Below are 14,115 nucleotides of genomic sequence, written 5' to 3'. Positions count from 1 at the left end.
CAGGCCGTCCTCACCCTGCACCTGGCTTGCTCAGACTGAGGGTGGAAAACGCTCAGTGCCCTGCGCGAGATGGGCGAGGCGGTAGACGTGCTTGCTGCTCTGCCAGGCCGGGTCGAGTTCGCCCAGAAGACTGCCGGAATCACGCGTTTCAACCAGAGCCCCTTCCACGCGTGGAATGCCGGTTTCCGCGAGTGCGCGATGCTCGCCCGCGGCAGCGAGTACGGCATGGCTGACGAGAACGCCCGCCGACGGGTTCAGGCATGGACGACGAGCCAGAGCGGCGAGTTCGCCGCCTACGCCGCTACCGGAGCGCGTGAAGGCATCGCATTCGCCTGTGACGCCGCCCGTGATCCGCAGAGCTTCGACCACCTCAACGACCCACCTGGCTGCGGGAGAGGTTCACCGCCGCACACGCAGAACAGGCGGTTGCCGGATGAGCGGCCCGGTCGTGCTCATCGAGCTGTATGCGAACCGCCTGGGTGGCCACCACCAGCGCACGCTGGCGGCACTCGCCCAGGCACGTCCCGGCAGCGTGATCATCGCGCCGCACGGAATCGCAGATGGGGCGGTGGCTGCCCTGCGCGGGGCCGGCGCCCTGCTGACCGCACCGGGCGGACCAGCTGCGGCCGTCCTTCTGGCCGCCTCCCGGCTGGCGGCCGGGGCTCTCCACGTTCGGGCAGCGAGCCTTTCGCTCGCGCCGCTGTCCCCCGCGCCTTCGGCGGTTGCCCCACCAGGTCACCCTCCTCGCCCGCTGCCTGACCGAAGCGTCCGCGCTTCGGACAGCCCGCCGTCAGGCGCCGAACGCCGACGCAGTGGTGATCCTGACGGCAAGCGAAGTCCTGCACGGGCTGGCCGCCTGCCTGGGCGGTCACCACGGAGGACACCGTTCTGCGGCTGGTCGGCCGGCTCGCCTGCCGAGGCGAGCACCGAGTGATCGCGGTGTACCCGACCGGCGGCCGTCGTCGACGGCGAAGGTACCCACCGCTGTGGGCACCGATGGCTGGGCATCGAGCGGTTCCTGATCGCGTTCCACTTCCCCGAGCACGTCCCCGACGTCAGACGGTACGAACTGCAGGCCGCCGTCCGCGAGCTCGGCATCACCCCCACCGGGACCAGCGCCGGCCCGTGGCACGAGCACACCAACACACAGCTCAGGGACGCCCTGCGGCACCGAGCCGGGCCCGGCTGGCACCTGCTCGCCGACGCGGACGAGTTCCAGCAGTACCCAGCCCCTCTTGCCGAGATGATCCACCGAGCCGACAGATCCGGACACGCTGTAGTCGGCGGGCTGATGATCGACCGCGTCGCTGCGAGCGGACACCTGACCGGCTGGCGACCCGAGGGCGGACTCGACTTCGCCTATCCCCTCGGCGGCCACCTCACCCATCGACTACTGCACGGCGACCCCCGCAAGATCGTCCTCGCCCGCCACGACGTCGCCGTCTCCTCCGGCAATCACCGGGCACCCGGTCACCGGCCGGATGTGGACCGTATCTGCGCGGTCCACCATTTCACGTGGCGCACGGGCGTCCTGGACGACCTCCGTCGGCGTATCCAGCACTTCACCACCGGCACCTGGCAGGAGCACACCCCGGCCGTCCGCGACGAGGCCGGCCGCCTGCTGGCCCACGTCGGCCGGCATGGCGGTGTGATCAACACCAGCGATCCGCGGTTCGCCTTCCGCCGGGTGAGCATGCACAGGATGCCGCAGGGCTGGGACTCCGAAGCGCGCGGCATCTTCACCACCTGGCGACCGTCCGCGCACACCGGCCAGGATTAGAGACGATGTCCTCGCCCGCCCTCGCTCGTCGCGGAAGGGATGGACCCGTGGCCCTCGCCGTTCTCCTGGCTGGATTGACTGGCTCCGGGAAGACCACCGTCGCCCAGGCGCTCAACCGCCACGGCTTCACCCGGCTGTCCGTTGACGAGGAGGTCCACCGCCTCCACGGCCGCTACGGCGTTGACTATCCGGAGCACACCTACTTCGAGCGTGAACGCCCCGTCGTCGAGGCGGTCCGGGCACGTTTCGTCAAGGAGTTGGAGGCCGGCAACGACGTCGTCCTGGACCACGGGTTGTGGCTTCGTGGCGATCGCGACGTCTGGCGGCATGCCGCCCTCGAAGCGGGCGGCCTGCCCCTGGTCGTCTACCTCCCCGCCGACCGCGACGAGCTATTGCGGCGCCTGGCCGAGCGCAACCAGCGCGAGGATGCCAACGCCCTCACCGTCACCCCCGAAGCCCTCGACGGCTTCATCGCCCGGTTCGATGCTCCGGCTCAAGACGAGGAAGTGATCGTCTACAGCGGGAACCTCGACGCACTCCTGGCGGGGCTGGATGTGGCCAGACTCAAACGGACCTGAATCGCTCTGCCGAGTGAGGTGTTTTCACCCAGGCTTGCCTGAGCAGTCCGTTCCCTGAGGAAGAGAATTCTGGGACCCCGCGGCCAACCAAGGGGCAAGCATTCGCATGGAGGACGCTCGCGTCAGGGCCGTCCCCACAGCGATTCACCGTGCATCAAGGCAGCCCGGTAGCGAAGTCGGAATCTCCAGGCAGGTGCTCTCCGCTAACCCGCCCTGGCGGCCACGGACGAGTGTCCCACCTTCCACCCAGCCACCGGGCACCCCGGCCGCTCGGGACGTCACACAGATCCGTTGCTGCCCGCCATGTGCACCGGTTGTGCACCGACCTGCCCGCACCAAGTCTGTCTGTGCAGGTCAGCGGCGTTGCCAACCTGGACTTCGACATCTGAGGCCGCCACGCGGCGGGGCGGGCGCTCCGCCGCGGCCGGTCGTGGCCGCCGGTCGTGTCCCTCGCCGGGGACACAGCCGGCGGCCGTTTCGGTGCGCGCGCTCGCGGCCCGGCTCGACGGCGGGCCGGAGGGGCCCGGGCTCAGGCGGTGGCCTCGCGGGCCTGGGCGGCCAGCATGCGCTCCAGGGCCAGGACCGCCCGGGGGGTGTGCCGGGTGTCGAGGCGGGCCGTGTAGAGGAAGCGGGTGAGGGCGGGGCGGGCGAGCGGCCGCGCGACGACGCCGGTGACGTGCCGGGGCAGCGCCAGGCGCGGCAGCAGGGCGACGCAGAGCCCCGCGGCCACGAAGCCGAGCACGGTGTTGAAGTCGTTCCCCTCGTACTCCAGCCGGGCGGCGAATCCGGGGACCCTGGCGAGCTGGGCGAGGAGCTCCAGATGCAGGGCGGCCTCCGGCGCCGCTATCCAGGTCTCCGAGGCGAGGCTCGCCAGCTCGACGACCTCCTGCTCGGCCAGCGGATGCCCGTGGGGCAGCACGGCGACGACCGGGTCCCGGGCGGCCAGGCTCCGGTGGAGCGCGCGGGGTGGCGGCAGCGGGAGGAAGTCGTAGTCGTAGGTGAGCACGAGGTCCAGGTCGCCCCGGTTCACCCGGGTGTAACCGGGCCCGGGTTCGAGCTGGGCGAGGCTGACCTGCACGTCCGGGTACTCCGTCTGAAGCGCGGCGAGCGCGCGGGGGACCAGGCCGTTGGCGGCGGACGCGAAGGCGCCGAGCCGTATCCGTCCGGCCGTGCCCGCGCGGACGGCGTCGAGCTCCTGCGCCGCCGCGGCCAAGGCGGTACGGACGCCCTGCTCCGCGTCGAGCAGGATCCGGCCGGCCCGGGTGGGGCGTACCGGGCGGCGTTCCAGGACCCGGAGCCCCGCGCGGCGTTCGAGCTCGGCGATCTGCTGCGACACCGCCGGGGAGGTGTACCCCAGCTCGCGGGCGGCCGCGGCGAACGAGCCGAGGCGGACGACGGCCTCCAGCGTGGCCAGCAAACGGGGGTCGACGGTCTGCATGCGGTAAGTCTGGCTTACCTCTCACGAAGATGTCATTACTTGTGCTTACTTTCGCCCGGCTGCGAGACTCACCGCGGGCGACCGGCCCGCCGTACGGCCTCCGGCAGCCGGGCCGCCCCGTCCTCGGCCTTCCCGGGCGTCGCGTACGGCGACGCCCGGGCGCCGAGGCCTCGTCACGCGTGCGCGGGAGCCACGACGTGGCCCGGTCATCGATGAGCGTGCGAACCTCCGGAGGGCACATGGCGCGGATACCCCTGATCGGCATGACGACGTATCTCGCCGACGCGCGGTGGGGAGCCTGGGAGCTGCCCGCCACACTGCTGCCCGCCGCGTACGCCCAGAGCGTCCAGGCCGCCGGCGGGCATCCCGTCCTGCTGCCACCGGGCGACCCCGCGACGGCAGCGGGCGTGGCCGCGCGGCTGGACGGCGTCGTCCTCGCGGGCGGCGAGGACGTCGACCCCGCGCTGTACGGTGCCGAACGGCATCCCCGCACCGACCCCCCGGTGCCCGTACGGGACAGGTGGGAAAGTGCCGTGCTCGCGGCCGCCCTGGAACGCGACCTCCCCGTGCTCGGCATCTGCCGGGGCATGCAGCTCATGAACGTGCACGCGGGCGGGACCCTGACCCAGCACCTCCCGGACGACGTCGGGCACCACGGCCACAACGCGCGCCCGGGGGTCTTCGCGCAGCACGTGGTCACCACGGTCCCCGGCACCCGCATCGGGGAGTTGCTGCCCGGGGCGACGGAGGTGGCGACCCACCACCACCAGGCCGTCGGCCGCCTGGGGGCCGGCCTGACGGCCGCCGCCCACGCCGAGGACGGCACCGTCGAGGCGGTGGAGTTCCCCGGGCGGACCTTCGCGCTGGGCGTCCAGTGGCACCCCGAGATGGACTCCGCCGCCCAGCCGCTGAGCGCCCTGATCGAGGCGGCCCGGCAGCACGCCACCGCCGGCCCGGAGCCGGTGCTGACCCGCTGCTGAGCCCGCGGGGCGCGGGCGAGGAGCGGTCCTCTTCGAGGAGCGGCCCTTCCGGGCGTCCCCGGTCGCCGGCTCGGCCGCCGGGCGACGGGCAGTCCGAGCACGTCGCGTGGCGCGGCCGGCCGACGGCGGTCGAGGACGGGTCGCCGTCGGCGAGGCGGGCGCGATCAGGCTTGTCGGCGACGCCGTGCCCAGGCGGCGGCAATCGCGATCGCCACGGTGGTGTGGGCAGCGGTCCAGAACACGGCCTTGGCGTTCGGCCCGTTGACCGTGCGCCTCTCTCCGTCTGCGTGGAGGCAGAACGAGTCGGGCGGGAAGTACTGCGAGACAGGACTGCTGTGCGTGCCGTAGCAGGGGGACGTGTCGGGAAACAGGCCCGGCTGCGCGCGCTGCGAGAGGGCCCAGCCGACGCACACGGTCAGCCACCCGGCCAGCAGGAACACGACCCGCATCCAGCGGGGGACCCTCGCTCGCCGCCCCAGCAGCCACACCAGGGAGGTGGGCACGAGGACGACGGCGAACGTGGCGAAGAGCAAGAGCAGAGCCTTCATGGTCCTTTGACCATACCGATCGAAGATCCGCCGGCCAGGCCCTGAGGGCCGGGACCGTGCGGGTCAGGGGTTGAGGTCGAGGGTGCGCACCGGGTGCTCTTTCCAGGCTTCCGGGGTGGTGGTGGCGATCACGGTGCCGTCGGGCCGGTCGGGGCTGGGCTGCGCGGCGTGGAGCGTGTGTGCGGACGCCCAGGTTCCGGAGCGGGCGAGGACCAGGGCGGTGGGCAGGTCGAGGTCGAGGAAGGTGATGCCGGGCAGGGCGGCGAGATGCTCGCCGGTGCCGGGACGCTGCCGGTCGGCCTCGACCAGGGCGCAGGTGGTGGCGTAGAGGAACCAGCCGGGTTCGCTCTGAGCGCGGTGGATGAGGCGGGAGGCCAGGGGGTTGCCGTGGCCTGCGGCGAGCATGGCGGAGGAGTCGAGCAGGACGTGGACGGGCTGGGTCACGCGGCGCCTGCCTGCCCGAGACGGCGGTCGAGTTCGGCGTCGAGTTCGGCCTCCTCGGCGCTCGTGGGGCCGTAGCCGTTCCAGGCGCGTAGCCGGGCGCGGGCCTGTTCGGCGCGGGCTTCCCGCTCGGCCGGGGTCAGCAGGGTCTCGCCGAGGTGGGCGAGGTAGGCGCGCAGGGACATGCCCTCGGCGGAGGCGATTTGGGCGAGGCGGTCCCGGGTCTCGGTGGGGATACGGACATTGGCGTCGGCCATTGGGGCTCCTTTCACCGCACTCGAGTATACGGGTACGTACCCGTACACCGGCGCCGGTCTCGCGCCTCCGCGGGCCGCCTTGCCGGGCGGGCGGTCAGGGCCAGCCGTGGAGGGTGAGGCGGGGGCCGCCGGTGAGGTGGTGGTGCAGGGCGCGGGCGGTGCTGGGGACGAGGGGTCCGGGGAGGTCGTGGGCGGGGGCCCAGCGGACCCGGGCGTGCTTCCCCGGCTCGCGGTTCTCGAGGTCGCCGGTCCAGGTGCGGGTGGCGAAGACCACGGTGAGGAAGCCGCTCGGGGCGTCGGCCCCGCGGGCGGCGTGCACCACGTGGACGAGTGCGAGGTCCTCGGGCCGTACGGTCAGGCCGGTCTCCTCGTGCAGTTCGCAGACGGCGGTGGCGGTGACGGGCTCCCCCGGTTCGCTCTTGCCGATCGGCAGGTCCCACATGCCGCGGCCGAAGCGGGCGCGTTCACCGCGCTGGAGCAGCACGATCCGGTCGGTGGCCGGGTCGTGCACGACGACCGCCGCGACCAGCAGGGGGGCCGCGGACGCGGTGGCCGCGGCGACGCCCGGTCCGGGCGCGGCGCGGGGCCCGGCTGCGGGCGGGCCGGTCACCGGTCCGGAAGCGGCTCCGGGTACGGAGGAGAGGCCGGTCGCGGACGGCGCGGCGGATCCGGGAGGGTCGGGCTGCCGGGCCACGGGGCTTCCTCTCATCGGCGGGGCGGGGCAGGGCGGGACGGGGCGCCGGGGCCCGTACGGACCCCGGCGTGTGCTCAGGACGGCGCCGGGGCCGCCCGGGGCGGCTCGGGGGCCGGGCCCACCAGTTCGTCGAGCACGTCCTCCATGGTGACGAAGCCGAGGACGGCGCCGTCGTCACCGGTGACCGCCGCGAGGTGGGTGCCGGTGGAGCGCATGGCGGTGAGGGCGTCGTCCAGCGGGGTGTCCCGCGGCACCCGGGTCACGGGGTGCAGGGCGGTGCGCGGGAACGGCGCGTCCCGGTCGGGGACGCCGAGGGCGTCCTTGATGTGCAGGTAGCCCAGGACCGTGCCGCCGGGCGCGAGGACGGGCAGCCTGGAGTAGCCGGCCTCGGCGGAGAGCCGCTCCAGCTCCCGCGGGGTGAGGTCCGGGCCGGCCGTCACCATGGTCTCCAGCGGGACCAGGATGCCGCCGACCGGGCGGGTGCCGAGCCGCAGGGCGTCCCGGAGGCGTTCGCCCTCCTCCGGCTCCAGCAGTCCGGCCTTACGGGAGTCCTCCACCATGCGGGCGAGTTCGTCGTCCGTGAAGACGGCGGAGACCTCGTCCCTGGGCTCCACCCGGAGCAGCCGCAGCAGTGTGTTGGCGACGGCGTTGATGCCGAAGACCACCGGGCGCAGCGCCCGGGTGACGGCGACCAGCGGCGGCCCGAGCAGCAGCGCGGTCCGTTCGGGCGCGGCCAGGGCGATGTTCTTCGGCACCATCTCGCCGACCAGCATGTGCAGGTAGGTGGCCGCGGTCAGCGCGACGAGGAAGGCGATCGGGTGCACCAGTCCGTGCGGAACGTGCGCGGCCTCGAAACCGGGCTCCAGGAGGTGGGCGATGGCGGGTTCGGCCACCGCGCCCAGCACCAGCGAGGAGACGGTGATCCCGAGCTGGGCGGTGGCCATCATCGCGGAGACGTGCTCCAGCCCCCAGAGGGTGGCGCGGGCGCGCTTCTCGCCGGCCCGGGCGCGGGGCTCGATCTGGCTGCGGCGTACGGAGATGAGGGCGAACTCGGCGCCCACGAAGAAGGCGTTGGTGAACAGCGTCAGGGCCCCGAGGGCGAGCTGCAGTGCGGTCACCGGGCCTCCTCCACGACGGGCTCCGGTGCGGCGGCGGGGGCGATGAGGCGTATCCGGTCGGCGCGGTGGTGCGCGACGCGGAGCACCTCCAGCCGCCAGGCGCCGAGTTCGACGGTGTCGCCCGCGGCGGGGATGCGGGCCAGGCGGTCCGCGACGAGTCCGGCGGCCGTCTCGTACGGTCCGTCCGGGGCGTCCAGGCCGAGCTCGGCGAGCTGGTCCAGGCGTACGCCGCCGTCTGCCTCCCAGGAGCGGTGCCCGTCCTCGGCGCCTTCCACGGGCAGCAGCCCGGGCGGTTCCTCCGGGTCGTGCTCGTCCCGGACCTCGCCGACGATCTCCTCGACGATGTCCTCCAGGGTGGCCACGCCGGCGGTTCCGCCGTACTCGTCGACGACCACCGCCAGGGTGCGGCTGTGCCGCAGCCGGTCCAGCAGCCGGTCCACCGGCAGGGTGTCGGGCACCAGCAGCGGTTCGCTCATCAGGGTGGTGACGGGGGTGGCGGCGCGCCGCTCCGCTTCCAGTGCGAGCACGTCCCGGATGTGGACGGTGCCCACGACCTCGTCGAGGGTGTCGCGGTAGACGGGGTAACGGGAGAGCCCGGTCGCCAGGGTGAGGTCCGCGGCGTCGGCGGCGGTGGCGTGGGCCTCCAGGGCCCGTACGTCCACCCGCGGGGTCATCACGTTCTCCGCGTGCAGCTCGCCGAGGCGGAGCGTACGGACGAAGAGCTCGGCGGAGTCCTGCTCGATCGCGCCCTGGGCGGCCGAGTGCCGGGCGAGGGCGACGAGTTCGCCCGGGGTACGGGCGGACGCCAGTTCCTCGGTGGGCTCCAGCCCGAAGCGGCGCACCAGGCGGTTGGCGGTGTCGTTGAGGTGGCGGATCAGCGGGGCGAACGCGGCGGTGAAGGCCCGCTGCGGGCCGGCGACCACCCGGGCGACGGCCAGCGGCCGGGAGATGGCCCAGTTCTTGGGCACCAGTTCGCCGACGACCATGAGCACGACGGTCGAGACGGTCACGCCCAGCGCCACGGCCGGCACCGGGACGGCGCCGGCGGGCAGACCCGCGGACCGCAGCGGACCGCGCAGCAGGGCCGCGAGCGAGGGCTCCGCGAGCATGCCGATGACCAGCGAGGTCACGGTGATGCCGAGTTGGGCGCCGGAGAGCTGGAAGGTGAGCCGCCGCGCCGCCTTGAGCGCGCTCGCGGCGCCGCGCTCACCCGCCTGGGCGGAGCGCTCCAGCGCGCCGCGCTCGGCGGTGGTGAGGGAGAACTCGGCCGCGACGAAGACCGCGCAGGCCAGGGTGAGGGCCAGGGCGACCAGCAGGAGCAGCACCTCGGTCACCGTGCCACCCCCGTTCGCCCGCTCGGTTCCGGCGGTCGGGGCATGGCACAGCAGGTACTCGGAGGATCGTCCATCGCGGCCCCGCGACTCCTTCTGGGTGATCGGTTTTCGGTCGGCAGCAGATGCCGTTCGGCCACATCCTAGACCGACTCCGGTGCCGGCCCGCGGGATCGCGCCGCCGGGGCCCGTGCCGGCGGCGAACGGGCGGGCGCCGCACGACCGGGGAGCGAGGGGGCCGGGTTCCCGGAAACGGCAACGCCGTTTGGCCTCCCCGCGCGCCCCGGCGCAGCCTGCACTCGGAGGTGAGCGGCATGCAGGCCGAAGCAGAGCAGCAGCGTCCGCACGCGACCGACGGGGAGCGTGCCGGATACGACGTGGTAGTGGCGGGCGGCGGCCCGGCCGGGCTGAGCGCCGCCCTGGTGCTGGCCCGGGCCCGGCGCCGGGTGGCGGTGGTCGACGCGGGGGAACCGCGCAACGCCCCCGCCGCCCGTGTGCGGGGCTTCCTGACCCGGGACGGGACGCCCCCGGCGGACCTGCGGGAGCGGGGCCGGGCGGAGGTGGCCGGGTACGGGGTGGACCTCGTCGACGGCCGGGTGGAGGACGCCCGCCCCGTCGGCGCGCCGGACGGCCCCGGCGGCCCCGGCTTCCTGGTGCGGGTGGCCGGCGGCCCGGTGCTGCGCGCCCGCCGGCTGCTGGTGACCACCGGGCTGCGTGACGAGCTCCCGCCGGTCCCGGGGGTACGCGAGCGCTGGGGGCGGGAGGTGCTGCACTGCCCGTACTGCCACGGGTACGAGGTGCGGGACCAGCCGCTGGGCGTGCTCGGCACCCACCCGGACGCGGTGCGCCAGGCGCTGCTGGTGCGCGAGTGGTCCGCGGACGTCGTGCTCTTCCCGCACCTGCTGGACCTCTCCGCGGAGGGCCGGGAGCGGCTGGCCGCCCGCGGGGTCCGGCTCGCCCCCGGTGCGGTCGAACGGCTCGTGGTGGAGGACGGCCGGCTGCGCGGCGTGGAACTGGCCGGCGGCCGTACGGTCCCGCGGAGTGCGGTGTTCGTACAGCCGCGGATGGTCCCCCGCGACGAGTTGCTGACCCGGCTCGGCTGCCCGGTGGACGAGCAGGGGCTGGTGCGCACCGACCCCCGCGGGTTCACCGGGGTGCCCGGCGTCTGGGCGGCGGGGAACGCGGTCGACCGGTACGTACAGGTGATCAACGCGGCGGCGCAGGGCTCCGCGGCGGCGATGGGTCTCCACCACGACCTGGTGGCGGAGGAGACCGACCGGGCCGTCGCGGCCCTCCGCTCCACGGGGGACGAGGGCGCCGCGGTGGCCGTGGGGTGACCCGCACCCGGAGCAAGCGCCGGCCGTCGGGAGGCCGGGCACCTGCCCCGGCCCCGGGTGACCGGCGTCATGCCCCGGAGCTCCGTCCGGCCGGTACGGTGACGGGCGCGTTCCGCGCTGCGGAACCCCCTCCGTCCCCGTCCCGGGAGGTGGCCGCCGCATGTCCGCCGAGTTCCCGTCCGTCATCGCGGCCACCGCGCAGTGGCTGCTGCGCGCCTACCCGCCCGCGCCCGGCACGGTGAACGCCGTCCTCGCGCAGGAGCAGGCCCGGCAGGCGGCGACGGTGGCCGCCTGGTTGCGCTACCCGACCCGGACCGACGCCGCGCTGCTGGGCATGGCCGGGCCGGGTGGTGCGGACCGGCTGGACGGTCTTTCCGGGCCCGGCCGGTCCGGGGACGGCACGCCCTCCGCCGGGGAATCCGCCTGGCGCACCTGGGTGGACGAGGTCGTGGCGAGCTGGGCGGCGGCGCTGCTGGCCGATCCCGCGCTGGCGGTGACGGCCGTGGCGGCGCTGGCCGGTTCGGAGCACGCCGGTGCGGTGCCGGTGGAGTTCCGCCGGCTGACCGCTCCGGACGGGGGCGACCGGGCGGCCGCGCCCTTCCTGCGGCACCCGGATCTGACCGGCGAGGTGGCCGCGTTGCACCGGGCGGAGCTGCTGGCCCGCCTCGACGCCGGCACCGTCGGCACCGCCGGCTGAGGCGACCGTTTCCGGCGGCATGCGCCGGGTACCGCGGGTCCCGGCGCCGGGCCTGCCCGGCGTCCCCGTCCCGCGCCGAGGAGGAGCCGTCGTGATCACTCGCGAGCACGTGCGCGACCTGCTGGAGTCCCCCGAGTCCGACGCCACGCTGATCGTCGTGGGCGGCCGGGCCGAAGTGGTGTCCGCCGCGGAGCTGGACTCCGATCCCTACCGCGGGGCCGTGGAGATCACCTCCCGGGACGACCTGGCCGACGAGCTGGCGGCCGGGACGCCGCCGGAGCGGGAGCTGGACGCCCTGGCGTCGCGACTGGACGCGATGGCCGCCCGCCTCGGCGCCTGAGGCGGCGACCGGACAGCCGGGGGCCTGCCTGCGGCGGCCCGGCAGCGACGGACGGGCCGACCGGGGCGGCGGCGGAGGGACGGAGGCGGCGTTTGGCCGCTCCTGCCGTCTTCCGTACGAGTGGAGCCGGGCGGTGGGGTGAGGGCGTGCCTCACGACCGTCCGCCCGGCTCCCGGTGGGTGGTTTCCGGACCGGTCAGCTGGTGGCCGCGGCCCGCTTTCCGCGCTTGCCGCGCATACCGCTCGCGGCGAGCCCCATGACCGCGAAGCCGCACAGTGCGGCCACGCCGCCGGCGATCACGTTGTTCAGGACCACGGCGGCCCTGTCCGGGGCACCGACGATCACCCACTGGGAGATGATGATCCACACACCCAGCAGCGGTGCCGTCCAGCCGAGGCGGTGCGTGCGCTCGTACGCGGAGCCGAAGCCCACGGCGAGCAGCGCGAAGGCGATACCGACGATCAGGTTGCTGGCGGTCAGCCTCGTCGACCCGTTGAAGCCCACGACCCACGGGGAGATCGCCAGGTAGACACCGGCGAGGAAGGTCAGTCCCTCGATGACCTGCGCGACCGGCGTCGATGCCGCCTCCTCGTAGCGGGCCCGCATCGCGACGAGGTCGGGATGCTGGTCGATACCGGTTGTCGGCGCTGACATTGCTGTCCTCCCTTGTGCGAGGGAGACGGGCAGGACGGGCCCGCCCGTCGTTGTGCCGTCTCCCGTGGTCACCGGTACCTCGGGGTGGTAATCCTCCGAATGGGTGCCTTATGGACACAGAGTGGGCACTTTTCGGCCACGGAAGGGATACCGGCGCGAGTCGGGCGGGGAGGGACCGGGGGAGTCCGGGGCGCGGGCCCGGGGCCTGCGGAGCCGGGGTGACGCGCCGGCCCGGGATCAGCCGCCGGCGGAGGTGTGCGCGATGTCCAGGACGACCTTGTCGTCCCACACCCGCACCCGGAACCCGGCGGGCTCCCCGTCCGGGGTGTCGATGCCGAGGCCGAGGCTGAGCTCGCCCTCGAAGTAGCCGATGTGCTTGATGCCGCGGAGGGTCGCGGTGGTGGCGTCGGTCCGCACCCGGGTGTCGCGGGGCACGCCGGACAGGACGAACTTGAGGTGGCTCTCCCCGGGCATCCGGACGGCGTCGCCGCGCCCGGGGGAACGCAGCGGTTCCTCGTACCAGGCGAACCAGCCCGGCGCCGCGTTCTCGAAGTCGAAGACCACGCGGTCGCACCGGGGGTGCGCGGCCACCCGCACCTCCTGGAGCCGCGGGACCACGCCCGCGCCGAGGCCGGCCCCGTCGCCGGACTTCCGCCCGGCGTCCAGCGCGGACGGGTCCGGGCAGATCACGTCGCCGCCCTCGGAGGGCGCGGGCGAGGAGGCGGGCCCGGAGGCGGTCGGCGCCGCGGTGGTGGCGTCCGGGCTCTCCGCGGGCGTCTCGCTCCCGGAGGCGGAGGCCGAGGGGCTGCTCGCCGGCGAGGCGGGCGTCTCGCCGCCTCCGGCGGCGTCGTCCTCCTCGCCTCCCTGGCATGCCGTGACCGCGAGCAGCACGGCGGCCAGGGCGGTCGCGGCACGGTGGCGGGGAAGATGTCTGGAGGGGCGTCTCATCGCGGCGGCTCCGATCCCGGTCGGTCTGCTGGACGAGAGCCGGGCGGGGCGGCGTACCGGGGCCGTTGCGGCGGGCCGCGCTCCTCCCGGCAGCTCTGCGGACGGGATCACCGTAACGGCTGCGGCCCGCGTGGCGGAAACGTGGCGCCCGCGGAATCCGGGCGGGGCCGCGGCGCACCGTCGCACGGGCCCGCGCACCCGCCACGCACCGGCGCACGGAGCCGTGTCACCGCCTGGCCGTGCCGGGCCCGCGCCGGACGCGCGGCCCGTCCCGCCGGGGACGTGGCGCCCCGTACGCCGGTCAGCGTCCCGGTGCCCGGAGCCACCGCACGCCGGGGTGGCCGGGGCCCGCAGGCGCCGCCGGACCCTCACCGTGGTGGGGCCCACCGTGGCGGCGGGGGCCCCGGCGGGCGGTCAGCCGTGCGGCACCGGGGCGCCGAGCAGGGTGGGGAGCAGCTCGTCGACGGCCTGCAGGGCGGGCTCGACGGCGGCCGCGACGGGTTCGGAGAGCCCCATGCCCTCGTCGAGGACGGCCGGTTCGCACCCCACCAGGAGCACCCGCCCGACCGGGCGCTCCACCCCGGTCGCGGCGGCGAGCCGCTCCAGCAGCCCCAGCACGGACGCCGGGTCCATGCCGTGCCCGTCGAGGGCACCGCCGCCGGGCGTGTCCAGGTCGTGCTCGATCCGGTAGACGGTGCCGGGCGGCCCGTCGCGGTGCACGGTGTCGACCAGCAGCAGGCCGGCGTAGCCGTCGAGCAGCCGGTAGGCCAGATGCATGCCGCGGACGCCGATGTCGGCGACCTCCACCCCGGCGGGCAGACCGCCGCGGGCGAGCAGCCGGCGGGCCACCTCGACGCCGAAGCCGTCGTCGGACCGGAAGACGTTGCCGATCCCGGCCACCAGCACCCTCGTCCGCCGGTCCCCGTCCCGCGCCGCCGGTGGCACCGGGGGTGCCACCGGCGTTTCCGGGGGCG

Annotated in this window: 17 protein-coding genes; 6 read left to right on the top strand and 11 right to left on the bottom strand. The window is 75.0% G+C overall.

Annotation, left to right across the window (positions count from 1 at the left end):
- Nucleotides 1–30 precede the first annotated feature (30 nt).
- Nucleotides 31–369 carry a hypothetical protein gene (locus HOY81_RS02470; protein ID WP_237317523.1) on the bottom strand — a complete coding sequence of 113 codons (339 nt, stop codon included), beginning with the start codon at nt 367–369 and terminating at the stop codon, nt 31–33.
- Nucleotides 370–1,291: 922 nt separating this feature from the next.
- Between HOY81_RS02470 and HOY81_RS02465 the strand changes: the two genes are divergently transcribed.
- The gene (locus HOY81_RS02465) at nt 1,292–1,780 is read left to right on the top strand and encodes a hypothetical protein (RefSeq protein ID WP_237317521.1); all 489 of its coding nucleotides are present in this window, start codon (nt 1,292–1,294) and stop codon (nt 1,778–1,780) included.
- Between the two features lie 47 nt (nt 1,781–1,827).
- The gene (locus HOY81_RS02460; RefSeq protein ID WP_237317519.1) at nt 1,828–2,358 is read left to right on the top strand and encodes an ATP-binding protein; all 531 of its coding nucleotides are present in this window, start codon (nt 1,828–1,830) and stop codon (nt 2,356–2,358) included.
- A 529-nt stretch (nt 2,359–2,887) separates the two neighbouring features.
- On the opposite strand, the gene HOY81_RS02455 is transcribed toward HOY81_RS02460, so the two are convergent.
- On the bottom strand, nt 2,888–3,796 hold the full coding sequence (locus tag HOY81_RS02455; RefSeq protein ID WP_237317517.1) for a LysR family transcriptional regulator: 909 nt from the start codon (nt 3,794–3,796) through the stop codon (nt 2,888–2,890).
- Nucleotides 3,797–4,035: 239 nt separating this feature from the next.
- On the opposite strand from HOY81_RS02455, the gene HOY81_RS02450 reads away from it, so the two are divergent.
- Complete coding sequence (locus tag HOY81_RS02450; protein ID WP_237317515.1) at nt 4,036–4,776, top strand: gamma-glutamyl-gamma-aminobutyrate hydrolase family protein; 741 nt, start codon at nt 4,036–4,038, stop codon at nt 4,774–4,776.
- 164 nt (nt 4,777–4,940) lie between these two features.
- Here HOY81_RS02450 and HOY81_RS02445 read toward each other — a convergent pair whose 3' ends face one another.
- From HOY81_RS02445 to HOY81_RS02420, 6 genes are all read right to left on the bottom strand, one after another.
- A complete protein-coding gene (locus tag HOY81_RS02445) occupies nt 4,941–5,324 on the bottom strand; it encodes a hypothetical protein (RefSeq protein ID WP_237317513.1) in 384 nt (127 codons plus the stop codon).
- Nucleotides 5,325–5,387: 63 nt separating this feature from the next.
- Nucleotides 5,388–5,768, bottom strand: a complete 381-nt coding sequence (locus HOY81_RS02440) for a hypothetical protein (protein WP_237317511.1) — start codon at nt 5,766–5,768, stop codon at nt 5,388–5,390.
- Nucleotides 5,765–6,022, bottom strand: coding sequence for a hypothetical protein (locus HOY81_RS02435; protein WP_237317509.1), 258 nt, complete (start codon nt 6,020–6,022; stop codon nt 5,765–5,767). Before HOY81_RS02435 ends, HOY81_RS02440 begins: the two co-directional genes overlap by 4 nt.
- 94 nt (nt 6,023–6,116) lie before the next feature.
- On the bottom strand, nt 6,117–6,554 hold the full coding sequence (locus HOY81_RS02430) for an NUDIX domain-containing protein (RefSeq protein WP_237317558.1): 438 nt from the start codon (nt 6,552–6,554) through the stop codon (nt 6,117–6,119).
- A 236-nt stretch (nt 6,555–6,790) separates the two neighbouring features.
- Nucleotides 6,791–7,834 carry a hemolysin family protein gene (locus tag HOY81_RS02425; protein WP_237317507.1) on the bottom strand — a complete coding sequence of 348 codons (1,044 nt, stop codon included), beginning with the start codon at nt 7,832–7,834 and terminating at the stop codon, nt 6,791–6,793.
- Complete coding sequence (locus tag HOY81_RS02420; protein ID WP_237317504.1) at nt 7,831–9,168, bottom strand: hemolysin family protein; 1,338 nt, start codon at nt 9,166–9,168, stop codon at nt 7,831–7,833. Before HOY81_RS02420 ends, HOY81_RS02425 begins: the two co-directional genes overlap by 4 nt.
- A 311-nt stretch (nt 9,169–9,479) precedes the next feature.
- On the opposite strand from HOY81_RS02420, the gene HOY81_RS02415 reads away from it, so the two are divergent.
- The 3 genes from HOY81_RS02415 (at nt 9,480) to HOY81_RS02405 (ending at nt 11,539) form a co-directional block, all read left to right on the top strand.
- Nucleotides 9,480–10,502, top strand: coding sequence for an NAD(P)/FAD-dependent oxidoreductase (locus tag HOY81_RS02415; RefSeq protein ID WP_237317503.1), 1,023 nt, complete (start codon nt 9,480–9,482; stop codon nt 10,500–10,502).
- 160 nt (nt 10,503–10,662) lie between these two features.
- The gene (locus tag HOY81_RS02410; protein ID WP_237317501.1) at nt 10,663–11,199 is read left to right on the top strand and encodes a hypothetical protein; all 537 of its coding nucleotides are present in this window, start codon (nt 10,663–10,665) and stop codon (nt 11,197–11,199) included.
- 91 nt (nt 11,200–11,290) lie between these two features.
- Nucleotides 11,291–11,539: a hypothetical protein gene (locus HOY81_RS02405; RefSeq protein ID WP_237317499.1), complete on the top strand. Its 249-nt coding sequence runs from the start codon at nt 11,291–11,293 to the stop codon at nt 11,537–11,539.
- Nucleotides 11,540–11,734: 195 nt separating this feature from the next.
- Here the strand turns inward: HOY81_RS02405 and HOY81_RS02400 are convergent, their stop codons facing one another.
- From HOY81_RS02400 to HOY81_RS02390, 3 genes are all read right to left on the bottom strand, one after another.
- Complete coding sequence (locus tag HOY81_RS02400) at nt 11,735–12,193, bottom strand: SPW repeat protein (protein WP_237317497.1); 459 nt, start codon at nt 12,191–12,193, stop codon at nt 11,735–11,737.
- A 237-nt stretch (nt 12,194–12,430) separates the two neighbouring features.
- The gene (locus HOY81_RS02395; RefSeq protein WP_237317494.1) at nt 12,431–13,141 is read right to left on the bottom strand and encodes a hypothetical protein; all 711 of its coding nucleotides are present in this window, start codon (nt 13,139–13,141) and stop codon (nt 12,431–12,433) included.
- Between the two features lie 414 nt (nt 13,142–13,555).
- On the bottom strand, nt 13,556–14,098 hold the full coding sequence (locus HOY81_RS02390) for a hydrogenase maturation protease (RefSeq protein WP_237317492.1): 543 nt from the start codon (nt 14,096–14,098) through the stop codon (nt 13,556–13,558).
- Between the last annotated feature and the right edge of the window lie 17 nt (nt 14,099–14,115).

The sequence above is a fragment of the Streptomyces sp. JJ36 genome (assembly GCF_021696945.1).
Lineage (GTDB): Bacteria > Actinomycetota > Actinomycetes > Streptomycetales > Streptomycetaceae > Streptomyces.
Note: the sequence above shows the minus strand (reverse complement) of the source record. Positions and strands in the feature narration are given on the sequence as shown.

What these genes read in the sequence shown, in the direction of transcription:
- HOY81_RS02465 (WP_237317521.1), top strand. Translation starts at nt 1,292, where the DNA reads ATGATCGACCGCGTCGCTGCGAGCGGACACCTGACCGGCTGGCGACCC.
- HOY81_RS02455 (WP_237317517.1), bottom strand. Translation starts at nt 3,796, where the DNA reads ATGCAGACCGTCGACCCCCGTTTGCTGGCCACGCTGGAGGCCGTCGTC.
- HOY81_RS02450 (WP_237317515.1), top strand. Translation starts at nt 4,036, where the DNA reads ATGGCGCGGATACCCCTGATCGGCATGACGACGTATCTCGCCGACGCG.
- HOY81_RS02445 (WP_237317513.1), bottom strand. Translation starts at nt 5,324, where the DNA reads ATGAAGGCTCTGCTCTTGCTCTTCGCCACGTTCGCCGTCGTCCTCGTG.
- HOY81_RS02435 (WP_237317509.1), bottom strand. Translation starts at nt 6,022, where the DNA reads ATGGCCGACGCCAATGTCCGTATCCCCACCGAGACCCGGGACCGCCTC.
- HOY81_RS02415 (WP_237317503.1), top strand. Translation starts at nt 9,480, where the DNA reads ATGCAGGCCGAAGCAGAGCAGCAGCGTCCGCACGCGACCGACGGGGAG.
- HOY81_RS02410 (WP_237317501.1), top strand. Translation starts at nt 10,663, where the DNA reads ATGTCCGCCGAGTTCCCGTCCGTCATCGCGGCCACCGCGCAGTGGCTG.
- HOY81_RS02400 (WP_237317497.1), bottom strand. Translation starts at nt 12,193, where the DNA reads ATGTCAGCGCCGACAACCGGTATCGACCAGCATCCCGACCTCGTCGCG.
- HOY81_RS02395 (WP_237317494.1), bottom strand. Translation starts at nt 13,141, where the DNA reads ATGAGACGCCCCTCCAGACATCTTCCCCGCCACCGTGCCGCGACCGCC.